General features: G+C 64.2%; 20 protein-coding genes and 1 tRNA gene. 11 read left to right on the top strand and 10 right to left on the bottom strand.

The window, feature by feature from the left end; genetic code table 11:
* Positions 1-14: 14 nt before the first annotated feature.
* On the bottom strand, positions 15-365 hold the full coding sequence (locus ICJ04_RS04540; RefSeq protein WP_188326361.1) for a transcriptional regulator: 351 nt from the start codon (positions 363-365) through the stop codon (positions 15-17).
* 443 nt (positions 366-808) lie between these two features.
* On the opposite strand from ICJ04_RS04540, the gene ICJ04_RS04535 reads away from it, so the two are divergent.
* Positions 809-1222, top strand: a complete 414-nt coding sequence (locus ICJ04_RS04535) for a hypothetical protein (protein ID WP_188326360.1) — start codon at positions 809-811, stop codon at positions 1220-1222.
* A 109-nt stretch (positions 1223-1331) separates the two neighbouring features.
* Here ICJ04_RS04535 and ICJ04_RS04530 read toward each other — a convergent pair whose 3' ends face one another.
* The 4 genes from ICJ04_RS04530 to rimK all read right to left on the bottom strand — a co-directional run bounded on the left by ICJ04_RS04530 (position 1332) and on the right by rimK (position 5214).
* The gene (locus ICJ04_RS04530) at positions 1332-2675 is read right to left on the bottom strand and encodes a HAMP domain-containing sensor histidine kinase (protein WP_188326359.1); all 1344 of its coding nucleotides are present in this window, start codon (positions 2673-2675) and stop codon (positions 1332-1334) included.
* The gene (locus tag ICJ04_RS04525; RefSeq protein ID WP_188326358.1) at positions 2668-3345 is read right to left on the bottom strand and encodes a response regulator transcription factor; all 678 of its coding nucleotides are present in this window, start codon (positions 3343-3345) and stop codon (positions 2668-2670) included. The genes ICJ04_RS04530 and ICJ04_RS04525 overlap by 8 nt, the downstream gene beginning before the upstream one ends.
* A gap of 146 nt (positions 3346-3491) precedes the next feature.
* Positions 3492-3986 (bottom strand): hypothetical protein, encoded by a 495-nt coding sequence (locus ICJ04_RS04520; RefSeq protein WP_188326357.1) that lies wholly within the window; start codon positions 3984-3986, stop codon positions 3492-3494.
* Positions 3987-4335: 349 nt separating this feature from the next.
* Positions 4336-5214, bottom strand: a complete 879-nt coding sequence (rimK, locus tag ICJ04_RS04515; RefSeq protein WP_188326356.1) for a 30S ribosomal protein S6--L-glutamate ligase — start codon at positions 5212-5214, stop codon at positions 4336-4338.
* Between the two features lie 293 nt (positions 5215-5507).
* On the opposite strand from rimK, the gene ICJ04_RS04510 reads away from it, so the two are divergent.
* Entirely contained in the window at positions 5508-8762 is a 3255-nt protein-coding gene (locus ICJ04_RS04510) for a transporter substrate-binding domain-containing protein (RefSeq protein ID WP_188326355.1), read from the top strand.
* Positions 8763-8790: 28 nt separating this feature from the next.
* On the opposite strand, the gene ICJ04_RS04505 is transcribed toward ICJ04_RS04510, so the two are convergent.
* The 3 genes from ICJ04_RS04505 to ICJ04_RS04495 form a co-directional block, all read right to left on the bottom strand.
* A complete protein-coding gene (locus ICJ04_RS04505) occupies positions 8791-9636 on the bottom strand; it encodes a hypothetical protein (RefSeq protein ID WP_188326354.1) in 846 nt (281 codons plus the stop codon).
* 378 nt (positions 9637-10014) lie between these two features.
* Positions 10015-10088 (bottom strand) — tRNA-Gly (locus ICJ04_RS04500).
* A 211-nt stretch (positions 10089-10299) separates the two neighbouring features.
* Positions 10300-12114: an autotransporter domain-containing protein gene (locus tag ICJ04_RS04495; RefSeq protein ID WP_188326353.1), complete on the bottom strand. Its 1815-nt coding sequence runs from the start codon at positions 12112-12114 to the stop codon at positions 10300-10302.
* 187 nt (positions 12115-12301) lie between these two features.
* Between ICJ04_RS04495 and thiS the strand changes: the two genes are divergently transcribed.
* From thiS to ICJ04_RS04475, 4 genes are all read left to right on the top strand, one after another.
* Positions 12302-12502: a sulfur carrier protein ThiS gene (thiS, locus tag ICJ04_RS04490; RefSeq protein ID WP_188327199.1), complete on the top strand. Its 201-nt coding sequence runs from the start codon at positions 12302-12304 to the stop codon at positions 12500-12502.
* 61 nt (positions 12503-12563) lie between these two features.
* The gene (locus ICJ04_RS04485) at positions 12564-13358 is read left to right on the top strand and encodes a thiazole synthase (protein ID WP_188326352.1); all 795 of its coding nucleotides are present in this window, start codon (positions 12564-12566) and stop codon (positions 13356-13358) included.
* Positions 13358-14092 carry a tRNA (guanosine(46)-N7)-methyltransferase TrmB gene (gene trmB / locus ICJ04_RS04480; protein WP_188326351.1) on the top strand — a complete coding sequence of 245 codons (735 nt, stop codon included), beginning with the start codon at positions 13358-13360 and terminating at the stop codon, positions 14090-14092. Before ICJ04_RS04485 ends, trmB begins: the two co-directional genes overlap by 1 nt.
* Before the next feature lie 39 nt (positions 14093-14131).
* Positions 14132-15979 (top strand): SLC13 family permease, encoded by a 1848-nt coding sequence (locus ICJ04_RS04475; protein ID WP_188326350.1) that lies wholly within the window; start codon positions 14132-14134, stop codon positions 15977-15979.
* A gap of 198 nt (positions 15980-16177) precedes the next feature.
* On the opposite strand, the gene ICJ04_RS04470 is transcribed toward ICJ04_RS04475, so the two are convergent.
* Positions 16178-16510 carry a Rieske 2Fe-2S domain-containing protein gene (locus ICJ04_RS04470; RefSeq protein WP_188326349.1) on the bottom strand — a complete coding sequence of 111 codons (333 nt, stop codon included), beginning with the start codon at positions 16508-16510 and terminating at the stop codon, positions 16178-16180.
* 182 nt (positions 16511-16692) lie between these two features.
* On the opposite strand from ICJ04_RS04470, the gene ICJ04_RS04465 reads away from it, so the two are divergent.
* From ICJ04_RS04465 to ICJ04_RS04450, 4 genes are all read left to right on the top strand, one after another.
* Positions 16693-16968 carry a hypothetical protein gene (locus tag ICJ04_RS04465; protein WP_188326348.1) on the top strand — a complete coding sequence of 92 codons (276 nt, stop codon included), beginning with the start codon at positions 16693-16695 and terminating at the stop codon, positions 16966-16968.
* A gap of 109 nt (positions 16969-17077) precedes the next feature.
* Complete coding sequence (locus tag ICJ04_RS04460) at positions 17078-17785, top strand: fumarylacetoacetate hydrolase family protein (RefSeq protein WP_188326347.1); 708 nt, start codon at positions 17078-17080, stop codon at positions 17783-17785.
* Between the two features lie 54 nt (positions 17786-17839).
* On the top strand, positions 17840-18244 hold the full coding sequence (gene mscL, locus ICJ04_RS04455) for a large-conductance mechanosensitive channel protein MscL (RefSeq protein WP_188326346.1): 405 nt from the start codon (positions 17840-17842) through the stop codon (positions 18242-18244).
* Positions 18245-18393: 149 nt separating this feature from the next.
* Positions 18394-19815 (top strand): M28 family peptidase, encoded by a 1422-nt coding sequence (locus ICJ04_RS04450; protein WP_188326345.1) that lies wholly within the window; start codon positions 18394-18396, stop codon positions 19813-19815.
* Between the two features lie 226 nt (positions 19816-20041).
* Here the strand turns inward: ICJ04_RS04450 and ICJ04_RS04445 are convergent, their stop codons facing one another.
* Positions 20042-21496: an alanine/glycine:cation symporter family protein gene (locus tag ICJ04_RS04445; RefSeq protein WP_188326344.1), complete on the bottom strand. Its 1455-nt coding sequence runs from the start codon at positions 21494-21496 to the stop codon at positions 20042-20044.
* A 408-nt stretch (positions 21497-21904) separates the two neighbouring features.
* On the opposite strand from ICJ04_RS04445, the gene ICJ04_RS04440 reads away from it, so the two are divergent.
* The gene (locus ICJ04_RS04440; protein ID WP_188326343.1) at positions 21905-23245 is read left to right on the top strand and encodes a YcaO-like family protein; all 1341 of its coding nucleotides are present in this window, start codon (positions 21905-21907) and stop codon (positions 23243-23245) included.
* Positions 23246-23360: the final 115 nt, after the last annotated feature.

Raw genomic sequence — 23360 nt, 5'->3', positions numbered from 1 at the left:
GCGGCGCCGGGTACCTAAGCAGCTCGAACCTTCGTGTCGAACTCCACATGCACTCCGTCATAGGGGAAGTGCAATGCGCCCGCAGCCGTTTTGTCGATCAACCCACATGCAACGAGGGCGGCACTATCGGTATGTACACCTTTTACATCTCGATCAACGCGTCTGGCCAGCTCACGCACCCCAAGAGGGCCCGCTCCAGCGAGCGCTTGAAGCAGGCTCCAGCGATTCGGATTCAACGTGCGCAACAGATCCTCACCACTCGTGAAAGTGAATCGAGGTGAGCTGTCACGCTGAGTAGGAATCAGGGCCTTCAGGCGTGATTTGACGTCGGATATGCTGGCAACGCCAATAGTCAAAATGTTCATTGGGGCCTCTCTCACAGTTGAGCCACGTCGTCCCAGAAATCATCAATCAGTGCTTCAAGCGACCAAAACACGTCCTTTGTTGTCAAGTTTACATCACTCGTAAACTCGGGTTGCTCCGCAAGCGCCGGTGACTACGGACCGCAGCCGGCTCATGAAACGAATACAGCTTTCCTGATGTACGCGCGTGGCAGTTCTGCCCACGATGACCGGGCTGGAACGAGCAGTTCCGGCCGGGATTGGCGTCCCGTTGCTCTTAGCTGGATGACTCTGTTGTGGCCGGTTCCGGGCACGGCGGAGAATGCACTGCCCTTCCGTTCTGCGGCGGGCGGTGCGTGGGGATTCCCATATCCGCCGGTTTATCCGATCGAGGTCCGGTACGCCAACCCGCACCGTCCGCCACCTCGCCGCTGGGCAGGTGGCTTTACGATTCTGCGAGGGCTTTCATGGCGGCATTCTCTCCCCCTGGTGCACGGCTGCACGCCCTGATCGGCGATGCGGTGTTGGACATCCCCTTCCACCTGGTTGAACGGCTGGACGCGGCGTTGGCAGACGGCGGAATGCCCGAGCCAAAGCCTGCGCTGATCGACTTCCTCGATTCAATGCAGCGCGGTGATGCCGGCGATGGCGAGCCGTGGGGAGAGGCCGGAGTGCCGGTCGATCGCTGCGCCGAACTTGCGCGCGTGAGCAGGAATCTGGCTGCACTGAGCGCGGTGATGCGCCTGCTGCATGCCGTCCACCGGACACGGCAGCAGGGAGATGGGCGGTCTTCGCTGGATGCGCGCGTCGAACAGGGCCTGCTGTTAGCTGGTAGGGAGTTGGCGGACTCGGCGGTGGCTGTACTGGACGCTGGGCGATGAAGCGCGCTGCGGACCGAGCAGTGGGCACCATCCCGGTAGCGCCGAGCCATGCTCGGCGAGCGCAGCGGCAAGGGCGGACGGCCAGCGGCCGTCACTACCCTCGTTGCCGTCAGCCCAGCAGCTTGGGGGCGAAGGTCAACGTGGCCACGACACCACGGTCGCCGCCGGGGCGGACACTGACCTGCCAGCCGTAGAGGTCGCACAGGCGGCTGACGATCGACAGGCCGATGCCGCCGCCCTGCGAGTGACCGGCGTGGGTGCCGCGGTAACCGCGCTGGAACAGCTTGGCAGCGTCCTCTTCGCTCAGGCCGGGCCCACTGTCGGCCACCGATACGGCGTTGTTGCCCACGTTGACCCGCACTTCGCCGTCCTGCGAGTACTTCACCGCGTTGCCGATCAGGTTGCCCAACGCCACCGACAATGCCGATTCCGGTGCATCCACGATCAGGTCGCGGTCACCTTCCAAGGTCAGGGTGATGGGCTTGCCGCCCAGCTGTGCGCGGTGCGATTCGAGCAGCTGTTCGGCGACCCGTGCCACGTTGCTGGTGCCCTGCCCGCGCTCATTGCGCGATAGCAGCAGCAACGCGCCGATCAGATCGCTGCACTGTTGTTCGGCACGCTGGATACGCTGCAGACGCTGCAGCACTTTTTCGTCCAGACCAGGCCGGGTCAGCAGCAGCTCGGTGGCACCGCGGATCACCGCCAGCGGTGTGCGCAGCTCATGGCTGACGTCGGCATTGAACTCGCGGTCGCGCTGCACCACCTCGGTCAGCCGCGAAGAATAATCGTCCAGCGCCTGGGCCAGCTGCCCCACTTCGTCGTCGGGAAAACGCGGTGCCAGCGGTTCGGGATCACTGGTGCCGCCGCGATACGCACGCAGCCGTTTCGCCAGGTCTGAGACGGGCTTCATCACCTTGGAAGCGGACCACCAGCCGAGCACCAAGGACAGCAGGCTGAACACCAGCACGGAAATCCACAGCGCGCGTTTCAGCTGCGCCTCACCCCGCGTGGCCTCGGTCATGTCGTAGGCAAGGAAGAACCAGGCGTCATCGGCTTTGCGCACAGCCAGCTTGTAGGCGTACGGCCTGCCATCCTCGTCCAGGCCACTGACGTTGTGGTTGCCATTGGGCAAGCCTGCCCATTCGGGCCGCTCTTCGCGGACGCGGTCGAACTTGTCGCGCGGGTACAAGAACGCCCGGATCTGCTGCACGGGCAGGTCCGGGTTGCGGCTGCGATCGGAGTAGTAGCGCTTGGCGTACTCGTCGATGTTCCGGTTCATCACGTCTTCGACGAGCTGGTTTTCCACGCGCGCGCGCGCCCAGTTCGTGGCGAACGCAAACAGCGTGGTCAGGCAGAAGCCCAACAGCACGAAGGAGACGATGATGCGGCTGCGCAGCCGACGACGGTAAGGTCCGCGCCGGCGACGCCCCCTGCGTACGGGGTCTTCAGGCATCCGGTGCAGCGATCCGGTAGCCGATGCCATGACGGGTCTGGATCATCGGAACTTCAAAAGGCTTGTCCACCACGGCGCGCAGGCCATGGATGTGCACGCGCAGGGAGTCCGAATCCGGAAGTTCTTCGCCCCAGACGCGGGTCTCCAGCTCCTGCCGGGTGACCACGGCCGGCGAGGCTTCCATCAGCGCCTGCAGGATCTTCAGCGCGGTCGGGTTGAGCTGCAGCAGCTTGCTCTGGCGACGTACTTCCAAGGTGTCGAGGTTGTATTCCAGATCGCCCGTTTCCAGCACGCGGGTCTGCACACCCTTGCCGCGGCGGGACAGCGCGTTCAACCGCACTTCCACTTCCTGCAGCGCGAACGGCTTGATCAGGTAATCATCCGCACCGGAATCAAAGCCGGCCAGCTTGTTGTCCAGCGAATCACGGGCGGTCAGCATCAGCACGGGGGTCTGCTTGCGGGCTTCGTTACGGAGCTTGCGGCAGACTTCAATGCCGTCCATGCCGGGAAGGTTCAGATCCAGCACGATGGCGTCGAACTCGTGCACCACGGCCAGGTGCAGGCCCGTTACACCGTCGGCGGCGAAGTCGACCGTGTGCCCGCGGTCCTCGAGGTAGTCGCCGAGGTTGGCGGCAATATCACTGTTGTCTTCGATGACGAGAATTCGCACTGGGACCTCTGGTTCGTGGTGGGATGCCTGCCTTGGCGCGGTCGCAACCTGGAGGGTTACGACCCGGGCCTGTTGGCGGCTGACGCCAACCATACAGCCCCGGGCATTAACATTTCACACGAAGGGGCGCGCAGGGCGCGTCAACGTCAGAGGTTCACGTCTTTCGGGCTGGGGCGCGTCAGGGTGCTCATGTCCTTGCGGGCACGCTCGGTCGCCTCGCGCCGCTGCGCAACCGTCAGGCAAAGGCGTTCGGGGCGGTTGGTGCCGGTGGCGCGCTCGCGGCGGCAGACCATGCGGCTGTCGGCATGGGCGCGGCCGAGGATGGTGTTGACCACCGCTTCGTCATTGAGCACTTCCGTGCGTGCCTGCGGATTGAGTTGCTCCACGGTGTCGTTGTCCCCAAGGCGGACGCGGATGCGGTTGATGGCGGCGCTGACCTTGCTCTTTTCATCCAAGGTGATTTCGCTGTACCGCTCGCTGTGGAGCGCGCGTTCGACCCCGCTGAGCTGCTCCTTGGCCGGCACATTCAGGTCCAGCTGGACGGGGGTGGCGTCGTTCTGCTTCGGGGATTCCGCGTAAGCAGCGGTGATGCAGGCCATGCCCAGCGCGGCCATCAAGACCGCCTTCTGCCACGATTTCATACCCGTCACCTCCATGAATGAGAAGAGACTGTACGAGGCATGTGACGACGGAATCAAGGGCGCACTGGCCCTTACGGCGCGTCAGATAAAAAAAAGCCCGGGCGAACACGCCCGGGCCTTAAAATTTCATATCCCGATACCGATCCTGCTGATGAGGCAGAGCTGCGGTAGGGAGGAGATTACGACACGCGCAATTAAAGGGTCGTTAAAACGTGGACCCTGCACTTGCGAAAGTACAGGAAGTCTTTTGTTTCAATTGGTTACACAAGCAACCTGCAGACGGGCGCTTGTGGAGGGCTTTCCGCCGAGGGTGGCTCGGCCCTACCGGGGTGATGGCATCTACGGCGCGCTAGCGGCTGACGATCTTTTCGACGTGGGCGATGATGCGGCCCGCGATGTCCACGTTGCAGGCGCCTTCCACGCCCTCCAGGCCGGGGGTGGAGTTCACTTCCAGCACCAGCGGCCCGCGTGCGGAGCGGATCAGATCCACGCCGGCCACGCTCAGGCCCAGCGCCTTGGCCGATCGCACGGCCATCTGCGCCTCGGCCCGGCTGGCCTTGGCCGGATGCGCGCTGCCGCCGGCATGCAGGTTGGAGCGGAAATCGCCCTCTGGTGCCTGCCGCTGCATGGCGGCCACGACGTGATCGCCCACCACCAGGCAGCGCAGGTCGGCCCCTTGGGCCTCGCCGATGAACTCCTGCATCAGGAAGTTGGCATACAGGCCGCGCAGGGCCTCGACGATGCCGCGCGAGGCGCTGGCCTTTTCGGTCAGGATCACCCCGCGCCCCTGGGTGCCCTCGTTGAGCTTCACCACATGCGGCGGCGGGCCGAGCATGGACAGCAGGTCCACGGTGTCATCCGGGTTGTCGCCGAACACCGTCACCGGCATGTCGATGCCCTTGGCAGCCAGCAGTTGGTGCGCACGCAGCTTGTCGCGCGAGCGCAGGATCGCATCGGACGGATTAGGGGTGCGGGCGCCCATCAGCTCAAACTGGCGCAGCACGGCCGTACCGTAGCGGGTGACCGAGGCACCGATCCGCGGGATGACCGCATCCACCCCGGTCATCGGCTTCCCCTTGTAATGCATGGTGAAGCCGTCGGCGGCGATCCGCATGTAGCAGCGCAGCGGATCAAGCACGCGTACGGTGTGGCCGCGGCTGCGAGCGGCCTCTACCAGGCGCCGGGTGGAATACAGCTTGCTGTTGCGCGAAAGGATGGCGAGTTTCATCGGAGCCGGGCCGTGCAGAAGCGCGCAGCATAGCGTGTGCGCGGTGACGATGCCCGGCGGTCGAGCACGAGTGACCGGACCTTGATTCAGCGCTCGCCCTCGCTCCGATCTCAGCGTCCTCAGGGCCATAAATGGGCCTCGCTGCCATGCATTACGCGGATCACTCCACTGCCCTTGCCGGGTCCGCCTTCACAGCACACGCCAATGAGGAGGCGTCACTGCCCATCACCCATCGACACGCCATTTTCTCATTGTCTTCATTAAGCTGAGTTACTTGTACGACCTGAGGGAGGATGATGCGTCCTGGCATGGTGTTCGGATGGCTGCTGGCAACGTATTGCGCTGCCTGCAGCGCGCTGTCACATGCTCAGGCACCTGAGCTGCCGCTGACGCCTAAACAACGTGCGTGGCTGCATGCCCATCCGGTCATCCGGGTCGGTGTCAATGACAACGACTGGTTGCCCTTTGAGAAAGTCGAAGGCGCTCGGCTTTCCGGCTTCGCTCCGGAGACGTTGCAAGCCGCAGCGACCGCACTTGGCGTGAGGCTGGAACCCAGGAACTATCCTGGTTGGGAAGCGGTGCTTGAGGCTGCCTGCGCAGGGGACATCGACGTGGTCATGGACGTGCAGCTCACGTCCGCGCGCACCCGCTGCATGGTGTTCACACAGAAATTTGCCACGGCTCCCTTGGGAATCACGGCGCGCTCCACTGATCGCCGATCCATCACCAGCCTTGATCTGGCGGGTCTACGGATAGCGGTTGAAGATGATCAGGTGACAGCACTCGGCGTCAGGGATCGCTATCCCGGCGCTCAGATTGTGCGTGCCAACGGAACACGGGCCGCCTTGAAGAGCGTGGCGCTTGAGGACGCCGACCTCTATATCGGCAACGCTTACGTCATACAGCACTTGACCAAGCAGGAACCATTGCGCGGACTGACCCTGCTGCAGCGTCCCGACATTCCCCCCATGAATCTGTACTTTGGCGTTCCAAATTCCGCTCAGCCGTTGGCCGAAGCATTGGACGTGGCACTCAATTCGCTGCCAGACGCGACGCGCGCTGCCCTGCGCGTGAAGTGGCTCACGCCCTTGGACTGGGCAGTCACCCCAGGCATAAGATTCTCTCCTGAAGAGACCAAGACCCTCTCTCAGCCAATACGGTTGGGCGTGCCCCTGAATTGGGAACCCATCGCTTTTCGCGACAAACAGGGCAAACCGTCAGGCGTTGCCGGAGATTACCTGCAGCGATTCGTTGAAGCCGGCGCCAGGAATCTGCAGATCGTGGAATTCGAGGACGGCGAGGCGCTGCAGCGGGCAATGCGGGACAGGACGATAGATGCGGCACTGGCCGTCCCCATGACCAACGCGGCGGCAAGCGCGGGCTGGCGTTTCAGCGAGCCGTTCATCACCATTCCAAATGTCATCCTCACCCACGTTGGCGCACCCAGAGTCATTGACCTGCGCGATCTCAACCACCGGCGGGTCGTGCTGTCCGAGCCAGACAGGCTGGGACCGCTCATCAAGGCGCAAGCGCCCGACGTTCGACTCATCACTGCAGCCGATGCGGCGACAGCCCTCACGCTTCTGGACAGAGACGGTGCAGACGCCTATGTCGGCAATCTTGCTGTGGTGGATCCGTATCTCCGCGATGCGTACGCGGGGCGGCTGCAGATTGCTGCACCGGCGGGCACTGAGGACCGTTTGACGTTTGCGGCCTTTGGGAACAGCGCCGCCCTGGCCTCCGCGTTTGATCAGGTTGTCCGCAATGTGGCTGCAGGAGAACGGGAACGCATTCGAAACGATTGGCTGGGCGTTGGCGACCAACCGGCGATCAATTGGCGGCGGGTCATGCTCTGGGCGTTGCCTGCCTTGTTGATTCTCCTCACTGGCGGCCTCGTCCACACCGTTGGCCACATGCGGCTTCGACGCGAGGTGTCCCAGCGTCGCATTGCAGAAAATCGGCTGTCCCGGGTCACCCGCAAGTTACCTGCCATCGTTTACCAGGTCCACCGCGCGCCGGATGGCACCTTCACTTTCCCCTATGTAGCTGGCGACGTCTTTTCACTTTTCGGCGTTGAGCTGTCAGACGTGCTCGAGGACGAGCGCGCACTATTCGCTCGGGTCCATCCTGATGATCAGAAGATACTGGTCGATGCAACAGAAGTTGCCGCTGCCACAGGCACGGGGTTGTCATTCCAATTCCGGGCCCTGTCCCCGGAAGGATGGCGCTGGATTTACTCCAAGGGCGAGCTTACGGAAAACACGGAAGCCGGTACGGAGTGGAGTGGCTACTGGGTGGACGTGACCGAGTCGCACGAAGCGTCGATTGCCCTGGAAGACGCTATTGCAGTCGCAGAAAAGGCCGGCAAAGCGAAGGACGAGTTCCTGGCTACGATGAGCCACGAAATCCGCACGCCGATGAGCAGCGTCGCCGGCATGCTCGAAGTTCTTGGCCACACCGGCCTCGACCAGGAACAGAGTGCGATCCTCGCCAAGATCAATCGATCCTCGGCTGTATTGCGCCAATTGCTCAATGACACCCTGGACATGTCGAAGATCGAGGCAGGCGCGCTGACACTGGAATGGACCGCCGTTGATCTTGCCAATTCAGTGGACACGGTGCACGCGATGCTGGCCCCACAAGCCGCCGCCAAGGGGCTTGTCCTGTCGGCAACGCTCGCCCCTGCCGTCGCCAGCCGCGTCCTGGCCGATGAACTTCGACTGCAACAGATACTGATGAATCTCACCAGCAACGCCATCAAGTTCACCGCGCACGGTGAAGTGTCCATACGTGTCGACGTCGTGGCCGATGCGGTGGGTGAGCAACGCTTGGCCTTCTCTGTCACCGACTCCGGCATCGGCATCCCTGCCGACCAGCTGGAGCGCATCTTCGAGCCTTTCACCCAGGCAGACCTTTCAACCGCGCGAAAGTATGGCGGCACGGGTCTGGGCCTCAGCATCAGTCGTCGCTTGGCCGATCTGATGGGAGGCGAGCTGGAACTGAAGAGCACGCCAGGCCTGGGGACCTGCGCCGTCCTTTCCTTGCGCCTCGCCGTGTTGCCGCCAGAACCGGCCACTGCTGGAGAGGCCGCACCGTCAGGCACTGGGCCAATACCCTTCTTGCCTGCCCCGCCACCGGGACGCAGATGGCGCGTTCTGGTAGCAGAAGACGATGCCACCAGCAGGGAGATCATCCAGTGGCGGATGGGGCAACTGGGCGTGGAATGCGTCGCCGTGGAAGACGGCGCACAGGCGCTCGCGGCGTTGCGCGACGGGCGGTTCGATCTCTTGGTGACGGATTGCCAGATGCCCGTGATGGACGGCTACACGCTGGCCCGGGAACTCCGGGCGACGGACGGATCAGCACGCAATCTGCCCATCATTGCGCTGACCGCGAGTATCTTCCCTTCCGAAGTCGAGCTGAGCGCGTCCGCTGGCATTGGAGAACTGTTGCCCAAATCCGCGTCGCTCAACGAACTGGGAGATGCCGTCGCGCGCGCCCTGCGGAGTCGAACCGACGTAACACACGCGCTGCACGGCGAGCCGTAGCCGGGAGCCGAGAGGTGACCTGCCGGACTTACTTGCCGGTGGGGCGCTTACGGAAGGAATACTTGATGTCAAAGCCCTTCTTTTGAACCATGTGCTTGTCGTCCAGTTGCACCATGGGCATCTGGCGGCCTGGCATGACGCCGCCAATGAACTGCGAAATCTGCTGGAAGCAACTGTGTGGGTCCAGGATCCGCTGGAAGCCCAAGTCCTTCAAGTTAGGGTTCCGCACCATCACGACGCTGTTCCGGGGCAGGCCCTCCCAACGGACCGGCTCTATATCCAGCGTCATGGTCGACGCAAACAAGAGCACCGGGGCCCCCTGCTCAATGTGAAGGTCAGTGAAGTCGTGGGCCAGCAGGCGATCCCGCACATTTTCATACCGCCGTTCCACTTCTCGCTCGCGTTCAAAAATCTCCACCTCTACTTCCGCGATTTCATGCGGGTCCCGATCGGTGTAACGGGCATGGTTGTCCATGACAACGGCCCGATAGGACTCAAGCGAAGGGGTGCCACACACGCCTACCGCTGCCGGATCATCATGACGGCTGGCGCTCACATCCACCCATATCGGGTAGACCGTACCCGCAACACTCAAAAATGCTTCGTGGAAATAGGGGCTTAACGACGCGCTCTCTGGCAGGATCTGATGACCATATCGCTGCCAATACGGATACGGAGGGTGATGGGTTTCAAAGACAACCGCCGCCCGCGGCCCGGCTGGCCCGCCGTACTTGTCTGCGACAGCCCACGGAAGCAAGTCGCCTGGCAGCGGCAGCACATCCCTGCTGGGCTCCCGCACATACACAATGCTTTCATCGCGACCATAGGCCAACACGGTGTCGTAATAATCGTGTTGTTTGCTGATGAGCTTCATGCGCAACTCTTCGCAGTTTTGGTGATTCTACCGCCCGATGTTCTCGGACGCAGCTCAGGCAAGTAACTCCATTCCAAACGAAAAACGTTCCAGAATAGAAACAAAAAAAAGCAGATAGGGCTCCGGGCCGGATCATCCTGATTGGCATGCGGCGGTGCATTTCCATGCAGCGGGCAGCTACGGCTGGGGTGCGAACGTCGCGTGCACACCAGCGCAGCGGATTGGCCGGCTTGGGGCGACTTTCCAGCACACTCTTCTGATGCAGGCGCGCCCGCATCGGCCAGCGTATCGATCTGGGGGGGATGGTGAGCGCCTTGCCGCATGGCATCGAATGCTGGGCATGGCTCAATCAATCACTTGCGGACTGATTTGGAACAGTGGAGCGGGTGAAGGGAATCGAACCCTCGTCAGTAGCTTGGGAAGCTACAGCTCTACCATTGAGCTACACCCGCATCGCGGAGCACAGTTTAGGCGGCGGGGTGGCATGAGCGCAATGCGCGCATGCGGTCACCCAAGCAATGGAGCCGACTGGTAGAGCCGACTTCAGTCGGCTGCACCGGCGCGTCAGAAATCCGGGCGGTGAAAGAAGCCGACTGAAGTCGGCTCTACCCATGCCCATAGCGGTCCGGAATGACGGCCAGCGGCCGTCATTCCGGATCAGGGTCAGAACGCGCCGCTGACGCTGGCGAAGATGGACGTGTCCATCGCCTTCTTCTGCATCGTGGTCGCGCTCAGGCCGATGTTGCTCTGCAGGCCGAACAGTTCCATGCGCGCGCCCAGGATGGCGGTGGCGTAGTCCTTGTCGAACTTCAGGCCCGGCACGCGGTAGCTGCCCACGCCCGGCAGGCTCTGCAGGAAGGCGCTGCCGTCCTGGCGGTCTTCGAACTCGTGGTCATAGGTGATCTGCACGTACGGCTTGATGCTGCCGCCGTCCAGGCGCGCCTGCCAACCGAGGCGGCCCACGGTGGAATCAGCATCCTGGTTGTTGTAACCCAGCGCGGTGCTGCTGGCGTTGCTTTCCAGGTAGCCGTCCAGCTTGATCTTCTGCCAGATCACCGCGGCCACCGGGCCATGGCGGAAGCTGCCCTCTTCACCGAACTCGTAGCCTGCGTTCAGCGCGGCGGTCAGGTTGCTGCCTTCCGGCGATCCCTTGTGCTCGCGGGTTGCCGGGCCGAGGTGCACCTTGCGGGTGACGTCGTAGTCCAGCCAGCTGTAGCTGACCTGGCCATTGACCCATGCACGCTCGCCGTACCAGCCGGCGAACAGGCCGGCCGTGGTGTCGGACTGGGTGAAATCGCCCTGGCTGTTGCCGAAGTCGGCATCCATGCGGCCGTAGCCGGCGAAGCCACCGACGACCATGCCATCACGTGCCCAGTCGATGCCGAACAGGCCGGCGGGGGCCATGCCGTCGTACAGGTCGGCGTGGTCGTAGCGCTGCATGTCGCCGCGCAGGCCGCCCCACCAGGACAGGCCATCGGCCGGTGCGCCGCCCAGGTGCAGGCTGACCTGGTCAGCGCGCGAACGGCCGACGGTCTGCGCCGAATGGGTCAGCACCTGCTGCAGGCGCGGTGCTTCCAGCACGGAAATCGCGTACTGGCCAAGCATTTCGTGGGTGGCTGCAGACGGGTGGATGCCATCGGCGAATACATAGGCGGTCGCCGCATCCGGCGCGACCAGGCTGGTCGGGTTGCAGGTGACCGACGAGGCCACGGTGCAGGCCGCGTTGGTCACGTTGCGGAAGCCATAGGTGGTCGGATCCGCAACGATTTCACGCAGGATGGTGAACGTATCCAGCGGGATGAACTCAATGCCCGCCTGGGTCAGGCCGCCGTACAGGGCGTTGTTGTAGGCCGAGGCGACCGCGGTGTACTGCGCCATCGCCGCCGGGCCACCGGCACGGGCCATCGGGGTCAGCCCGATGTCCGGCAGGTTCGGCACCACCACGTATTTGGCACCCGCCGCCTGCAAGGTGCCGACAATGCCGATCTGGCTGGTCACGGCCGCGCCGATCACGGCAGGAGCCTGCGCCGGGCTGGTGATGCCCAGCAGATTGTTCGCACCGCCCCACACCGTATACAGCGCGTTCGGATCGGCCTTGCCGCCGTTGGCCGCCAGATAGCGGCTGGCCTGGGTCGCCAGCGACGGGGTCGGGCCCAGCGGACCCACCACGTCAGTCGCCACGGTGGCGCCGCCGGCGGCGTAGTTGTCACCGGTCTGGCCGTTGCCGTTCGGCGTGGCGTTGGTGCCGTAGTAATCGGCCACGTGTTCAGCCCACACCCATGCCGGGTTGGTGGTGAACTTGCCGGTCACCGGTTGTACCGAAGCGGGCAGCAGCGGGCGGAAGTATCCGCTGTCGGTCAAGCTGTCGCCGATGAACACCGTGCGGTTGAAGGCCGGTTCGACCGCCATGGCCGGCAGCGCAGCGAGGGCGACTGCGGCGGCAATCAGGGTGCGGACGGGACGTTTGCTGAACAACATGTGGAACTCCTGTGGTATCAATCGCCGGCAGTACGCCAGCGCACGGTGCAATGGTTTCACCCGCGCAGCCAAAGTCACGCTGCGCCGCGACATGCATTGTCGCTCTTGGGGTCCTTCAGCGACATCCCTGCCCGATGACGGGCACCGCCCGCGTGCCTTCGCCGGACGCATCGGGGACAATGCCGACATGGACATCCAGCTCAATGGCGAAGCCCGCACCCTGCCCTCTGGCACCACGTTGCACGACCTGCTGCAGCGCGAGCAGTTGCTGGAACGTCGCGTGGCGGTAGAGGTCAACAACGAGATCGTGACCCGCAGCCTGCATGCCACGCATGTGCTGGCGGACGGCGATGTGGTGGAGATCGTGCACGCGCTGGGCGGTGGGTGAAGCTGACCGCTGCGTTCGCCGAGCATGGCCCGGCGCTACCAACTAGGGGATAATCCGCGACATGATCGAACATGCCCCCTCTGATTCGCTGGTGATTGCCGGCAAGACGTACGCCTCGCGCCTGCTCACCGGCACCGGCAAGTTCAAGGATCTGGAAGAAACCCGCTTGGCCACCGAGGCCGCGGGCGCACAGATCGTCACCGTGGCCATCCGCCGCACGAACATCGGCCAGAATCCGGGCGAACCGAACCTGCTGGACGTGCTGCCGCCGGATCGCTTCACGATCCTGCCCAACACTGCCGGCTGCTACACCGCTGAAGACGCCGTGCGCACCTGCCGGCTGGCACGCGAACTGCTGGACGGGCACAACCTGACCAAGCTGGAAGTGCTGGGTGACCAGAAGTCGCTGTACCCGGACGTGGTGGCCACGTTGAAGGCGGCCGAGATCCTGGTGAAGGACGGCTTCGAGGTGATGGTCTATACCTCCGACGACCCGATCCTGGCCAAGCGGCTGGAAGAGATCGGCTGCGCCGCGGTGATGCCGCTGGCTGCGCCCATCGGCTCGGGCCTGGGCATCCAGAACAAGTACAACCTGCTGCAGATCATCGAAGATGCCAAGGTGCCGATCATCGTGGATGCCGGGGTAGGTACCGCGTCCGATGCGGCCATTGCCATGGAGTTGGGCTGCGATGGCGTGCTGATGAACACCGCCATTGCCGGTGCCCGCCATCCGGTGCTGATGGCCAGCGCGATGCGCAAGGCCGTGGAAGCTGGCCGCGAGGCCTTCCTGGCTGGCCGCATTCCGCGCAAGCGCTACGCCAGCGCCTCTTCCCCCCTTGATGGATTGATCGGCTGATGACCGACCCGTTTTCCAGTACCGGCTCCAAGGCGCCCGCCAAGCCGTTCACCGTGCACGAAGGCCGCCGCGAGATCCGCAGTTTCGTGCTGCGCCAAGGTCGCTTCACCCCGGCCCAGCAGCGCGCGTTCGATGACCGCTGGCCGCGTTTCGGCCTGGACTTCACTGGTGAAGTCCGCGACCTGGCCTCCACCTTCGGACGCGATGCGCACAAGGTGCTCGAGATCGGTTTCGGCAATGGTGTTGCCCTGCGTTTCGCTGCGCAGCAGGACGCCAGCCGCGATTACATCGGCATCGAAGTGCATGCGCCGGGTGTCGGCCGCCTGCTCAACGCGCTGGCTGACGACGATGTGGACAACGTTCGCCTGTACCACCACGACGCCGTGGAAGTGCTGGAGAAGGAAATCGCCGATGGCGCGCTTGATGAAGTGCGCATCTATTTCCCGGATCCGTGGCACAAGAAGCGCCATAACAAGCGTCGCCTGGTGCAGCCGGCTTTCGCCGACCTGCTGGTGCGAAAGCTGCGTCCAGGTGGCCGCCTGCATTGCGCGACCGATTGGGAAGACTACGCCGAGCAGATGTGGGACGTGCTTGACGCGACCGATGGGCTGGTCAACCGTGCCGGTGCGCGCGGCCATGTACCGCGCCCGGAATGGCGGCCGCAGACCCATTTCGAAACCCGTGGCCAGAAGCTGGGGCACGGCGTTTGGGATCTGTTGTACGACCGCACGTAAAGATCCACCCTCCCCCACGCTGACCGGAACGCGTCCCCCATGGAAACCGCGCTGACGCTGACAACCGACATGAAGCTCGTCCTCGGGCTGGTCGGTTTCACGATGGCGATGTTCCTGTTCGACCGCATCCGCGCCGATGTGGTGGCGCTGGTGGTGCTGGTCGTGCTGGGCGTCACCGGCCTGATCGCGCCGGAAGAAATCTTCGCCGGTTTCTCCGGTAACGCGGTGATGAGCATCATCGCCACGACCATCCTCGGCGCGGGTCTGGACCGCACTGGCGCATTGAACCGACTGGCGGCGTGGCTGCTGCGGCGCGGCCATGGGGTGGAGCAGCGCCTGCTGTTGATGACCACGGCCATTTCCGGCTTGAACTCGTCCTTCATGCAGAACCCGTCGGTGATGGCGCTGTACCTGCCGGTGGCCTCGCGCCTGGCCGCACGCACCGGGTTGACCCTGCAGCGGCTGCTGCTGCCGATCGCCGCGGCCATCGTGATGGGCGGCGCGCTGACCATGGTGGGCAACTCGCCGCTGATCCTGCTCAACGATCTGCTGGCATCGGCCAACAACAACCTGCCCTCCGGCCTGGCCACCATCGAGCCGCTGCGGATGTTCGCGCCGCTGCCGATCGGTGTCGCGCTGCTGATCGCCTCGCTGCTGTACTTCCACTTCTACGGCAACCGCAAGCTGGTGGAAGAAGAAACGCTGGCCAATGACGGCGTCACGCCAGCGCGCACGGAGAGCTACTTCGCCAAGACCTACGGCATCGAAGGCGATGTCTTCGAGCTGGTGGTCAGCGCCGAAAGTCCGATGGTCGGCATGACCCTGGGCGAAGCCGAAACCCTGCACGATGCGCCGCTGCTGCTGGCGTTGAAGACCGGCAACGACACCCGCTTGGCACCGCCGGCCGAGATGCGCATCTGGGTCGGCAGCGTGATCGGGGTGATGGGCTCGCGGCGGCTGGTCAGTGACTTCGCGCAGAACCAGTTCCTGCGCATGTCCTCCCGACTGAAGCACCTTGGCGATCTGTTCAATCCCAGCCGCGCCGGCATTTCCGAAGCAGTGGTGCCGCCGACCTCCGATGTGATCGGCAAGAGCGCGGCCGAGCTGCGCCTGCGCAAGGAACGCGGCCTGAGCCTGCTGGCGATCAACCGCGACAAGCAGGTGATCCGCGAGGACGTGCGCAAGGTGCAGCTGCGCGCCGGCGACATGCTGGTCTTCCACAGCATCTGGACCGATCTGGCGCAGGCCGCCCGCGGACGCGATTTCGTCATCGTCACCGACTACCCCAAGGGCGAGCAGCGGCCACACAAGTTCAAGCTGGCGATGACCATCTTCGCGCTGACCATCCTGATCGCGCTGACATCCAACCTGCCGGTGGCGCTGACCCTGATGACCGGCGTGGCCGGCATGTTGCTGACCGGCGTGCTGCGGATGGACGAAGCCTACGCATCGATCAACTGGAAGACGGTATTCATGATGGCCGGGCTGATTCCGCTCGGCTGGGCGATGGATTCCAGCGGCGCAGCGGCCTGGGTGGCGGGGCATACGATCGACAAACTGCCCGAGGGCATCCCGGTGTGGGTGCTGGAAGTGGCGCTGGCGTTGCTGACGACCGCGTTCTCGCTGGTGATCAGCCACGTGGGCGCGACCATCGTGATGGTGCCCATCGCGGTCAATCTTGCGTTGGCGGCTGGGGGCAACCCGACCGCGTTTGCGCTGATCGTGGCGTTGTCTGCGTCTAACAACCTGATGACCGCGTCGAACCCGGTGATCTCGATGGTCATGGGACCGGCCAATTACACCCCGCGCGAGCTGTGGCGCGTGGGGGGACCGCTGTCGTTGATCTATACGATGGTGGTGGTGGCGATGATCAACATCATGTTCTGAGCCGGATTGGGGTTGGGGTCGGCTGCTTGCTGCTGGCTGCTGGAGGGCCGGCTGCTGGGGGGCTTGGCTGGGGGGGGCTGGTGGTAGAGCCGACTTCAGTCGGCTGCCGTTGTGGAAGCCGACTGAAGTCGGCTCTACCTCTGCTGTTGGAAGCCGACTGAAGTCGGCTCTACCGTGCGGGCGGGCGCGCCGGGCGGTTCATGCCAGGAAGACATGTCCGTCGCGCACCTGCACGGCGACCGCGCGCAATCGATCACCCTTGCACGGCCCGGCTACGCATTGCCCGCTGTCCAGCGCGAACGAGGCCCCATGCGCGGCGCAGACCAGGTGTCCTTCCCGGCTTTTCAGGAATTGGCCGGGGGCCCAGTCCAGCCGGCGCCCTGCGTGCGGGCAGATATTGAGGAACCCCCGCACGCTGTCGCCTTCGCGATACAGCACCAGCGACTCGGCATCCCCGTCAATCACCACCTCGGCCTCGGCGAAGCCACCGTCGGTGATCTTGTCGACTGCGATGAGCGCTTGGTCGGTCATTTCTGACTCTGAATCGGGGAAAGCACTGATTGTCGCATGCCTGTCCACATGGCTGGCTGTTACATGAATGCAAGTCGTTGATCTGTAATGAACGAGCGGCGTACTTAACGATTTTTTCACTCATGCGCCGAAGCATCGCCCTGATACTGGTTGTTCGCTGATTTCAGCCAAGTGAGTTACCCATGATCAACCGCACCTTCCAATTCGGCCAATTCCGCACTCTGTTTGCGCCGCGCAAGCCGCGTCACCCGCTGGTGCGCGTTGCGGTGGGTCTGCTTGGGGTCGCCATTCTGGGTGTGATGGTGTTCGTGGGTGTTTTCGTCGGTGCAGCGATGATCCTTGCCGGCTTGGCGTGGAAGCTGCTGGCCCAGCGCAAGGCGCCCACCCGCGTGGCCGATGCCACCGTGGTGGAAGGCGAGTACCGCGTGGTCCGCAAGCCTGCGCTGCCGACCCACTGACAGGCCGCTCCGCTCGATAAGGCATGGCGTAGCGCTGCCTCTCCCAGCAGGCGCCACGTTCGCCGGGCGCGGCGCTACACTGCGACGACCTGATCGTTAGGACGCGCGCATGACCGATGTAATTCCCGCCCATCCTGTTCCCCGTATCCCGGTTGTCGGTGGCGGCACGTTCCCCGTACACCGCATCTATTGCGTAGGGCGCAACTTCGCCGACCACGCAAAGGAAATGGGCGCCGTCGTTCCCGATGCCGCGGCGCGGGGTCGGCCGATGTTCTTCAGCAAGCCTGCCGACGCCATCGTGGTCGGCCACGATGATGTCATCCCCTACCCGCCTGCCACCTCCGACCTTCACCACGAAGTAGAGCTGGTCGTTGCCATCGGCAGCGATGCGCCGGAAGGCGTGCTGCCCATCGAGCAGGCGCAGGCATTGGTGTACGGCTATGCCGTAGGCCTGGACCTGACCCGTCGTGACCTGCAGGCCGCGGCCAAGCAGAAGGGTCACCCGTGGGACACCGCGAAAGGGTTCGACGCCTCGGCGCCGATCAGCGAGATCGTGCATGCCGGTGAAGTCGGTGACCTCGCCGCGCTGAACCTGTCGCTGGAAATCAACGGCGAGGTACGCCAGCAATCGCTGCTGGACCAGATGATCTGGAGCGTCCCGGAAATTCTGCATGAGCTGTCGCAGCTGTGGCGGCTGCGCGCAGGCGACCTGGTATTCATGGGAACGCCGTCCGGCGTGGCCGCATTGAAACCCGGTGATCGTTTCAGTGCACGATTGGAAAATGTCGGCGAACGCCATGGCGTCATCGCCGGCTGACATTGCCTGCGATAGGATTTTTCGCAGTCAGCCCCCCCCTATCAGGAGATCTCCATGGGATTCATCAGTGAGTTCAAGGAATTCGCAACGCGTGGCAATGTCATCGATCTCGCCGTCGGTGTTGTCATCGGTGCGGCCTTCGGCAAGATCGTTACCGCATTGGTCGAGAAGATCATCATGCCGCCACTGGGCTGGGTGATCGGCCAAGTTGATTTCTCCGACCTGGCGTGGACATTGGCGCCTGCTCGCTTGGCGGCTGACGGGACGGAGATCCCGGCCGTGGTGATCGGCTACGGTGATTTCATCAATACCCTGATCCAGTTCGTGATCGTGGCGTTTGCCATCTTCCTGGTCGTGAAGTTCATCAACCGTATGTCGAAGAAGAAGGAAGCCGCGCCCAAGGGCCCGTCCGAAGAAGTGCTGCTGCTGCGCGAAATCCGCGACAACCTGAAGCACTGATCGCGGCACACGGCCAGGCCCGTCCTCCCGCCGGAGCGGACCTGGCCCTTTTCCTCATCTGGCCATTTCCCATGGCCATGACCTAGGGCCCATGCGCGGGGCGGCGGCACTGCTAAGCTCGGACGCTTATGCCCCTGCTGGAGTCGTCCATGCGTCGCCGCGTCCTTGCCCTCGCCTCTTCCCTTGCCCTGCTCGCGTCACCGGCCTTCGCCGCCCCGCATACCACCACGCTGGCCCCCGCCTCGCTGGGTACCGCTGCTGAACTGCGGGAGCAGGCCCTGGCCGACGACACCGGCTGGAAAGTGGTGGAATCGCTGACGACCGAGATCGGTCCGCGCATTGCCGGCAGTGAGGCAGACGCGCGCGCCGTTGCCTGGGCCGAAGCCAAATTCAAGGCACTCGGCTTTGACAAGGTGTGGAAGGAACCGGTGACGTTCCCGAAATGGGAGCGCCGCAGTGAGCACGCAGCGGTGGTGGGCGCGCACGCACAGCCTTTGACGATTACCGCCCTCGGCGGCAGCCCGGGCGGCAAGGTGCAGGCCGAGGTGGTTCGCTTCGCTGATCTGGCCGCGCTGCAGGCCGCGCCCGCAGGATCGCTGCAGGGCAAGATCGCCTTCGTCGACTACCAGATGCTGCCGTTCCGCGACGGCCGCGATTACGGTCGTGGCGGCGCCATCCGCAGCAAGGGACCGTCCGAAGCCATTCGCAAGGGCGCGGTCGGCTTCCTGATGCGCTCCGCCGGTACCGATTCGCACCGTGTGCCGCATACCGGCATCACCCGCTATGACGATGGCCTGCAGCCGGTCCCTTCGGCGGCATTGTCGGTGCCTGACGCCGACCAGTTGGCACGTCTGGTTGCACGGGGCAGCACCACGGTCAGCCTGGCGCTGGACTGCGGCTGGGATGGAACGGCGACCTCGTACAACGTCATCGGCGAAATAACCGGGCGCTCGCTGCCGAAGGAAGTGGTCGTCATCGGGGGCCATCTGGATTCCTGGGATCTGGGCACGGGCGCGGTGGACGACGGCGCTGGCGTCGGCATCACCATGGCCGCCGGGCACTTGATCGGCCAGTTGAAGCAGGCACCGAAGCGCAGCATCCGGGTCGTCGCGTTTGCCAATGAAGAACAGGGTCTTTACGGCGGCAAGGCGTATGCCGAGGCGCACGCGAAGGATGTCGTGCGGCACCAGTTGGCTGCCGAGAGTGACTTCGGCGCTGGCCGCATCTACGCCTTCAACACCGGTTCGCCGAACCCGGACGCCTCGCGCGATGCCACGCGGCAGATTGCCGAGGTGCTGAAGCCGCTGGGTATCGAGTACGCCGCCGACAAGGGCGGCCCGGGTCCGGACATCGGCCCGCTTGCGGCCAAGGGCGGCGCATGGGCCTGGCTGGCGCAGGACGGGACGGACTATTTCGACCTGCACCACACGGCCGACGATACGTTGGACAAGATCGACCCCAAAGCATTGGCGCAGAACGTCGCGGCGTACACGGTGATGGCCTATCTGGCCGCCGATGCCGACGGCACATTCGGCAGCGAAGCCAAGGCCACCGTTCCGCCGAACGAGTGATCCACCGGACCACGCAGCCCCCGGTAGCGCCGACCCATGGTCGGCGAGCGAAGCGGCCGCGCGGTGCCGGACCGCGCCCCGGTAGCGCCGACCCACGGTCGGCGAGCGCAGCGGCCACGCGGTGCCGGACCGCGCCCCGGTAGCGCCGACCCACGGTCGGCGAGCGAAGCGGCCACGCGGTGTCGGACCGCGCGAACGGCAGCCGGCTGAAGCCGGCTCTACCTGACTACGGATGCTCCCACAACGGTGCGTTTTTCAAGCCTATCGCACGCGGGTTGAACACCGGGTCGATGCCTGCGTTGCGGCTTTTCTCGTAATCGCGCAACGCGGCCAACGCGGGCTTCTGCAGCAGCAGGATGGCGATGATGTTCAACCAGCTCATCACCCCCACGCCGATGTCGCCCAGGGTCCACGCCACGGTCGCGCTGTGCAGCGAGGAATACGCCACCATGCCCAGGAACGTCAGCCGGAAGGCGTTGACCACCCAGGCCGCCGGCTTGTTCCGGCAGAGATAACTGATGTTGGTGTCGCCCATGTAATAGAGCGCCAGGATCGTAGTGAACGCGAACGGCAGGATCGCCAGCGCGACGAACGATTTGCCGAAGCCCGGCAACGCCGATTCCACCGCATGCTGCACGAATCGTGGCCCTGCCTCCATCCCCGGCAGGTTGGCGACCAGCATGCGCGCTTCGTCAGGCACGCCGTTCACCGCGGGATCGTACACGTTGTACAGACCGGTGGAGAGGATCAGAAAGGCCGTCGCGCTGCAGACCACCATGGTGTCGATGTAGACCGAAAAAGCCTGTACCAGACCCTGTTTGACCGGGTGGGAGACCTCGGCGGCCGCAGCAGGATGTGCACCGCTGCCCATGCCGGCTTCGTTGGACAGCACACCACGGCGTACACCCCACTGGATGGCCACGCCCACCATCGCGCCGAAGGCAGCGTCAACGCCGAAGGCACTGCGGACGATGAGGCCGATCACCTCCGGAATGCGCTCGTAGCTCATCACCATCACCACCAGTGCAACCAAAAGATAGGCGATGGCCATCACCGGCACGACCCACTGGGTAACCACCGCGATGCGGCGCACGCCGCCAAAGATGATGAGCCCCAGCAGGGACACCACCGCCACCGCCGTCGCGGCCACCGGCACGTCCCACGCTTCGTTGAGCGCACCGGCGATCGCGTTGGACTGGGTGCCGGCCAGCATCGCGGCTGCCGCGACGGTGCACAGGGCAAAGATCAGCGCATACCAGCGCTGTCCCAGTCCCTTTTCCATGTAGTACGCCGGCCCGCCGCGGTAGTGGCCCTGGCTGTCCCGTTCCTTGTAGATCTGGGCCAGGGTGGACTCGATGAAGGCGCTGGATGCGCCGAAGAACGCCACCACCCACATCCACAGAATCGCGCCCGGCCCGCCAAACGCGATGGCCATCGCGACGCCCGCGATGTTGCCGACCCCGACGCGGCTGGACAGCGAAATGTTCAGCGCCTGGAACGGCGACAAGCCCGCCGCGGAACCACGGTGCTGGAACATCAGCGCCAGCATCTGCGGCAGCGCACGCAACTGGATGAAACGTGTCCGGATACTGAAGTACAGACCGGCCGCCAGGCACAGGCCGACCAGGTAGGGACTCCATACCAGGGCAACGATCGTGCTTGTTGCCGACTCGATACTCATTGCGTGTTTCCTTGCTGCCGGTGGGTGGCCCCACGTTGCCCAGCGTGATCGGACACAGCAATGAGAAAAAAACGAAATGACGCATTGCCCGACGTCCCGCTCGCCCCGGTTCGCCATTCGAATGCAGATTTCTGCTCCCCCCGACAGAAGTGTTTTTCTGACCCAAGCAGCTCTTTCGCCATCGATCAGGAACGGTTGCGACGCAAGCCGCTGTCTGTCGTCGCGCACATTGGCAAACCGCGCCTGAAGCTGCCAGGCCGGAGTGTCCCTGCGACACGACGACGAACGCAGCATCGTCGGTGCCAGGTATACCCCGCTGCCTGCCTGGCCCCGCCGACGTCCAATGACCCCACGTCAGCAACGTACAGCGGATGCAGGCAGCCACTCGATATCTTCAGGAGCGCACCAATGAATGCACGTCCTTTGCCCCTCTGCAGCTCACCGATCGCAGACGTCGCCGGGCTGGAAAGCGAGATTCCGTTTGCTGTGGCCAACAACGCGGCAAGCGAGCTGATCACCGCGATGAAGGTGGACCATGAGCAGATCTGCCTGGACACGCAGGGGCTGCACCTGGAGAGAGTCCGTCTGCAGACGCGTGCCCGTATCGGACATGACATCGAAGTGTGTGGATCCGGCATGGATCACGCGCAAGCCCTGCGCAGCGCCCTCTTCCCGGCCATCGCCCAGCTGCTTCATGCGGATTACGCCAATACATCACGCATGGTGACGTGCAAGGCGAGCGACTATCTGACGCTGCCAGGCGTAGAGCAGGCATTCTCCGAACTGATGCCGGTGATCGCCGAGCAGCCGCGTGCGAGCATCGCGACCACCCTGTTCCATGAAGTGAATGCAAGCCGCTCGCTGCCGGTGCCCACCGCCTTGGTGAATGCCCAGTACCTGCACGACGTGACGCGCGGATCCTCGCCGACGAAGGTCCATGACGACTTCGATTACACGCTGCTGGGACGGTATAGCAGCAACCGTAGCGTGGCGGCGGGGGCGACCCAGGACGAAGCCCTGCTGCAGGGCATGTTGTCGGCCCAGGAAGAGGTGGCGCTGGGACGCTTCGCGGTGCAGGGCATCGGCCTGCGCCAGCGGCGGTACCTGCGTCGCGTGGATACCGACACCCTGCCAGCACAGATCCGCGCGCTGTGGGAAACCACGACGAAGCGCCAAGGCAGCCCGGTGCACCTGTTCGACATCGCCGGCCAGGGCTCGGTGCCGACCTATCTGGCATGCGCGGAAGGACCGACGGCCGATGCCTGGTGCGTGGCCGCCGGCGCAGGCATCAGCCCGGAACACGCCGCGACGCGCGCATTGCGGCACCTGCTGCAGCAGCACGAGGGCAGTGCCTGGGCGCCCAGTCGCCATGATGGGGATGCCGTGTCCGCTCAGCGTCGGCAGGGGTCCGTGCCGCTCCTGCAGGGTGAACATCGCCAGTTCGCGCTGCAGAACCTGCAGGAGGTGATCTCCTGTGCCAGCGTCGACCGCGTGCCCTTCGGCCAGATGCGCGAAGGTACGGTGGGTACGACGTTGGCCAGTCGCATCGTGTTCCTGCAGGAGAACTTCAAGCGCAGCGGACTCACGGTCTGGCAGACGCAGTACTTGCCGGCCTGGGAGGCGGCAGAGCAGTCCATTGCATGCGTGCAGGTACTGATCGCGCCGTTCGATGCGAACTATCTGCTGCTGCAGGGCATACCGGTGGCGGTCTCGCTGGCGGCATTGGACGAGGCGTCCAACCAAGGCTGACCGATCGGCTCCTGCCGACACTGACACGTGCCACAGGCGTTGAAAAAGTACCCGGCCGCATCGCGGCCGGGCCGCCGCATCACCCCACCCCACACGGTGGGGTGCATCCCTGCGG

Origin of the sequence: Stenotrophomonas sp. 169, from assembly GCF_014621775.1 — a bacterium.
Lineage (GTDB): Bacteria > Pseudomonadota > Gammaproteobacteria > Xanthomonadales > Xanthomonadaceae > Stenotrophomonas.
This window is presented reverse-complemented; position numbering and strand designations above follow the sequence as displayed.

What these genes read in the sequence shown, in the direction of transcription:
- thiS (WP_188327199.1), top strand. Translation starts at nt 12,302, where the DNA reads ATGGACATCCAGCTCAATGGCGAAGCCCGCACCCTGCCCTCTGGCACC.
- ICJ04_RS04505 (WP_188326354.1), bottom strand. Translation starts at nt 9,636, where the DNA reads ATGAAGCTCATCAGCAAACAACACGATTATTACGACACCGTGTTGGCC.
- ICJ04_RS04540 (WP_188326361.1), bottom strand. Translation starts at nt 365, where the DNA reads ATGAACATTTTGACTATTGGCGTTGCCAGCATATCCGACGTCAAATCA.
- ICJ04_RS04530 (WP_188326359.1), bottom strand. Translation starts at nt 2,675, where the DNA reads ATGCCTGAAGACCCCGTACGCAGGGGGCGTCGCCGGCGCGGACCTTAC.
- ICJ04_RS04465 (WP_188326348.1), top strand. Translation starts at nt 16,693, where the DNA reads ATGATCAACCGCACCTTCCAATTCGGCCAATTCCGCACTCTGTTTGCG.
- ICJ04_RS04445 (WP_188326344.1), bottom strand. Translation starts at nt 21,496, where the DNA reads ATGAGTATCGAGTCGGCAACAAGCACGATCGTTGCCCTGGTATGGAGT.
- ICJ04_RS04450 (WP_188326345.1), top strand. Translation starts at nt 18,394, where the DNA reads ATGCGTCGCCGCGTCCTTGCCCTCGCCTCTTCCCTTGCCCTGCTCGCG.
- ICJ04_RS04440 (WP_188326343.1), top strand. Translation starts at nt 21,905, where the DNA reads ATGAATGCACGTCCTTTGCCCCTCTGCAGCTCACCGATCGCAGACGTC.
- ICJ04_RS04485 (WP_188326352.1), top strand. Translation starts at nt 12,564, where the DNA reads ATGATCGAACATGCCCCCTCTGATTCGCTGGTGATTGCCGGCAAGACG.
- ICJ04_RS04520 (WP_188326357.1), bottom strand. Translation starts at nt 3,986, where the DNA reads ATGAAATCGTGGCAGAAGGCGGTCTTGATGGCCGCGCTGGGCATGGCC.
- ICJ04_RS04510 (WP_188326355.1), top strand. Translation starts at nt 5,508, where the DNA reads ATGATGCGTCCTGGCATGGTGTTCGGATGGCTGCTGGCAACGTATTGC.
- trmB (WP_188326351.1), top strand. Translation starts at nt 13,358, where the DNA reads ATGACCGACCCGTTTTCCAGTACCGGCTCCAAGGCGCCCGCCAAGCCG.
- ICJ04_RS04470 (WP_188326349.1), bottom strand. Translation starts at nt 16,510, where the DNA reads ATGACCGACCAAGCGCTCATCGCAGTCGACAAGATCACCGACGGTGGC.
- ICJ04_RS04535 (WP_188326360.1), top strand. Translation starts at nt 809, where the DNA reads ATGGCGGCATTCTCTCCCCCTGGTGCACGGCTGCACGCCCTGATCGGC.
- rimK (WP_188326356.1), bottom strand. Translation starts at nt 5,214, where the DNA reads ATGAAACTCGCCATCCTTTCGCGCAACAGCAAGCTGTATTCCACCCGG.
- ICJ04_RS04460 (WP_188326347.1), top strand. Translation starts at nt 17,078, where the DNA reads ATGACCGATGTAATTCCCGCCCATCCTGTTCCCCGTATCCCGGTTGTC.
- ICJ04_RS04495 (WP_188326353.1), bottom strand. Translation starts at nt 12,114, where the DNA reads ATGTTGTTCAGCAAACGTCCCGTCCGCACCCTGATTGCCGCCGCAGTC.
- ICJ04_RS04475 (WP_188326350.1), top strand. Translation starts at nt 14,132, where the DNA reads ATGGAAACCGCGCTGACGCTGACAACCGACATGAAGCTCGTCCTCGGG.
- mscL (WP_188326346.1), top strand. Translation starts at nt 17,840, where the DNA reads ATGGGATTCATCAGTGAGTTCAAGGAATTCGCAACGCGTGGCAATGTC.